The sequence below is a fragment of the Acinetobacter sp. P1(2025) genome, assembly GCF_051390655.1.
Taxonomy (GTDB): domain Bacteria; phylum Pseudomonadota; class Gammaproteobacteria; order Pseudomonadales; family Moraxellaceae; genus Acinetobacter; species Acinetobacter junii.
In genome coordinates this window covers 1-3,298 of sequence record NZ_JBPKBJ010000138.1, presented here as the reverse complement: position 1 = coordinate 3,298, position 3,298 = coordinate 1, and the positions used below count along the sequence as shown (strand labels likewise).

Below are 3,298 nucleotides of genomic sequence, written 5' to 3'. Positions count from 1 at the left end.
ATTTGTTTAAGATAAGATATAACTCATTGAGATGTGTCATAGTATTCGTCGTTAGAAAACAATTATTATGACATTATTTCAATGAGTTATCTATTTTTGTCGTGTACAGAGAAATTTACATTAAAACTTAATAAATATGTAAGAAAAACTTCATCGCAAAAAAATAGGATTAATACCACAAAAACATCTAGCAATAACGTGAATTCGGTTTAAGCAGATTTTAATTCAATCGGTTTTAAAATCTGCTGAATCCCAGACTTATATCCATTTACAAGCACCAAAGCATATAATGTTAAAGCAGCAAATATTGTGGTCAGTAGCCCTATTTTTGATCTGTGGCGAGTATGTTCAAGATCAAATTGGCTTTTCATCAGATGAAATGGAGCTTCAATAATTCCTCGTTTTCTTAATACTGCACTATCAAAAGCATCCAGGGATTGTGGTTTCATATTTCTTTTTACTCGTGTGATGAGTTGAACACCGACTTCCGCAAGACGAGATCTCCAATTCTTACCCACATAGCCACGATCACCAAACAATTTACCTGTGAGTTGTGAATGTTCAATTAGATCGGGCAATACTTTACGGTCATCTACATTACCCGTTGTAATACAATAAGAAATTAAGCGTCCGATATGATCACAAATCAAATGAATCTTAAAACCATAAAACCAGTCGACAGAAGTTTTCCCCCGAGTTGCACTATCGGCAAATACACGATGTTGATAAATCCGTTTGTTGTGGCATACAGCAAGTTTCGTGGAATCCACAAAAGCAATTCCTGCTGATGAGACTTTTAAACTTTCAACAAGAGCAACGAAGTACATCACATATTTTGCTTTTAATTCAATAAATCGACTATAGCTCGGCAGGTTTGGAAAATAACCAGAAAGAAATGGTTTTGCCCAATAAAGATAAAAAGCCTTAAAGTTTCGGCTTCCCGTTAAATGAAACCATAGCAGCAATGTAATCACTTCAGATGCACAAATTTGACTTTGACGCACACGTTTAATCTTGCCACAAGTGAGCATGTATTGCTCAACCTGCTCTGAAATATCAGAGCAGAAATCATCAATTAGGCAGAAAAGTGTTGTAAGCTGCGTGTCGATAGGCATTTTGAGATCATTGTTTTTTGTCGTGATTAAATTTTGGCTTAAATGCCTATCCTTTTACAACTTCCTTATCCCGAATTCACGTTAGCAATAGGTATTTAACCATGCTTTACTTTGAAAAACATATTAATAAAAACTCTGAATCACCTGAAGTACACAACATTTTAAAATCTCTACATCAAGTAATATTTAATACCCCAGATGAATGTGATCTTGATGAAGCAGTAAAAGCATATGCACCTGATAATGCCGAATCAAAACAGGTTTTAATTTATTATCATGATAAAAAACCTGTGGGCTTTTTGTGTATGCAGCGTTATAGAGTACAGAAAGGTAAAAAATCAATTAATATTTTCCGTGGTCAAGCAGGTTTGCTGAGTGCTTACCGAAAATCAAATCTGTTTAAATATCAATATATTTTCTTTATCGTTTCTCAAATCTTACTCCATCCTAGACCTTCATATTTCTTTGCAGTTTGCTTGCATCCATCAAGTTACAGAGCGATTACGAGATATGCTTTTAAAAAGAACACTTGGCCAACAAGAGCCAACTTTTCTGAAAATACTGAAATGCAAGCATTGTGTACACTCATTTCTAATCAGTTCAACTATGATATTTCCAAATCAGGGAATGTTTTTATTTATAACGATGGACTAGGCGGCACTCGAGGTTGCAAACAAGAACATGACAATATTAACGAAGATGCTGCTTTCTTCTTGAGTAATAATCAAGGGTATGTAAATGGTGATGGAATGCTGGTTGTGGCTAAAATCACGGTATTTGAAGTAATCTATCGGTTAACTCGTCATACGCTGTGTAAGATAAATCGCAATAAAAATATTCAATGGACTAAACAAAGACAATAATACACCTGTTTTAAAGGCCTTCAACATATACTCAGTTCCACTATATTTTTGAATTAAAGGCAAAAATGCATCACAAGAAAGGACTCCTGTGGTGCTAATTGCAGCCTCTGGATAGCTTCTAGATAAAAATTGAATAAATAAAATCGAAAACATTCCACGTAACATATCAACCATTAATGCTTGCACAGCAATAAAAGCACCAAGCTTTTGAGAAATCATAGCAGCTGAAAGACTCGCCCAGCCGAAACCTGATAATAGAGCTAAACTATCTTTCCACACCAATAGCATGATTAAACCAAATAAGCTATTTGCAAGAATCATAAGAAATGGAAGCTTGAGATCATCCCATGAAATTTTTTTTAGCTTTTGCGATGAAATTAAAATCCCAATTAAAAATAAAATGATTAAAATAAGATTATGTTGAGCTTTCAATGCAAAACTTAAAGCAATCACATTAAATTTATAAGCAATAATACCTCCTAAAAACACGGATATAATCACTACATATATCAATATTATTTTAATAATTTCCATAATTTTATTTTTTTTACTCACACCCAAAGTTATCTTTTTATTTTTTTCATAAAACAAAGCACAGAAAACATAAGAAAACAGACACACACCAAAAGAAAGAATTAATACTTTATAAATAAAAGAAAAAATATTCTGAAACTTTAAAATATCTGATGCTGCATACGCAGAACAAAAAAATATAAAAAATAAAAGAGCTAAAGCAAAAATAGGTTCTATATAAGATTTTGGTTTGAATATTCGTCCAAATATATATCCTAAAAGAATAACTATAAAATCCAAAAGATATCCCATTTATCTCTGTACACGACAAAAATAGATAACTCATTGAAATAATGTCATAATAATTGTTTTCTAACGACGAATACTATGACACATCTCAATGAGTTATATCTTATCTTAAACAAATATCTAAAATGGAACAAGTCACATTTAAAGTGCTTTGCGCTCATCATGCTTGTGATTATTTTAAAGCAAACATGTAATCTTTCTTCTGCATCTAAAGCCTTGCCCATCAAGTGCTTACCACAATCATTTTATCGACGTATGCAGCGCTTCTTTGCAGGTCAGTATTTTGATTATCGTCAAATTTCTCAGTTGATTTTCAATATGTTTTCATTCGACCAAGTGCAACTGACTTTAGATAGAACCAATTGGAAATGGGGAAAACGAAATATTCTCTGTACACGACAAAAATAGATAACTCATTGAAATAATGTCATAATAATTGTTTTCTAACGACGAATACTATGACACATCTCAATGAGTTATATCTTATCTTAAACAAAT

Annotated in this window: 3 protein-coding genes and 1 pseudogene; 2 read left to right on the top strand and 2 right to left on the bottom strand. The window is 32.4% G+C overall.

Features of this window, described 5'->3' with window-relative positions:
* Positions 1-209 precede the first annotated feature (209 nt).
* The gene (locus ACSC97_RS17960; protein ID WP_436662304.1) at positions 210-1,115 is read right to left on the bottom strand and encodes an IS982 family transposase; all 906 of its coding nucleotides are present in this window, start codon (positions 1,113-1,115) and stop codon (positions 210-212) included.
* A gap of 101 nt (positions 1,116-1,216) precedes the next feature.
* Here ACSC97_RS17960 and ACSC97_RS17955 point away from each other — a divergent pair, with 101 nt between their 5' ends.
* On the top strand, positions 1,217-1,978 hold the full coding sequence (locus tag ACSC97_RS17955) for a hypothetical protein (protein ID WP_436662302.1): 762 nt from the start codon (positions 1,217-1,219) through the stop codon (positions 1,976-1,978).
* On the opposite strand, the gene ACSC97_RS17950 is transcribed toward ACSC97_RS17955, so the two are convergent.
* Positions 1,910-2,791 (bottom strand): LysO family transporter, encoded by an 882-nt coding sequence (locus ACSC97_RS17950; protein ID WP_436662300.1) that lies wholly within the window; start codon positions 2,789-2,791, stop codon positions 1,910-1,912. The genes ACSC97_RS17955 and ACSC97_RS17950 overlap by 69 nt on opposite strands.
* Positions 2,792-2,878: 87 nt before the next feature.
* On the opposite strand from ACSC97_RS17950, the pseudogene ACSC97_RS17945 reads away from it, so the two are divergent.
* Positions 2,879-3,187: pseudogene (locus ACSC97_RS17945) on the top strand (IS4-like element ISAba33 family transposase); the annotation flags it as partial.
* Between the last annotated feature and the right edge of the window lie 111 nt (positions 3,188-3,298).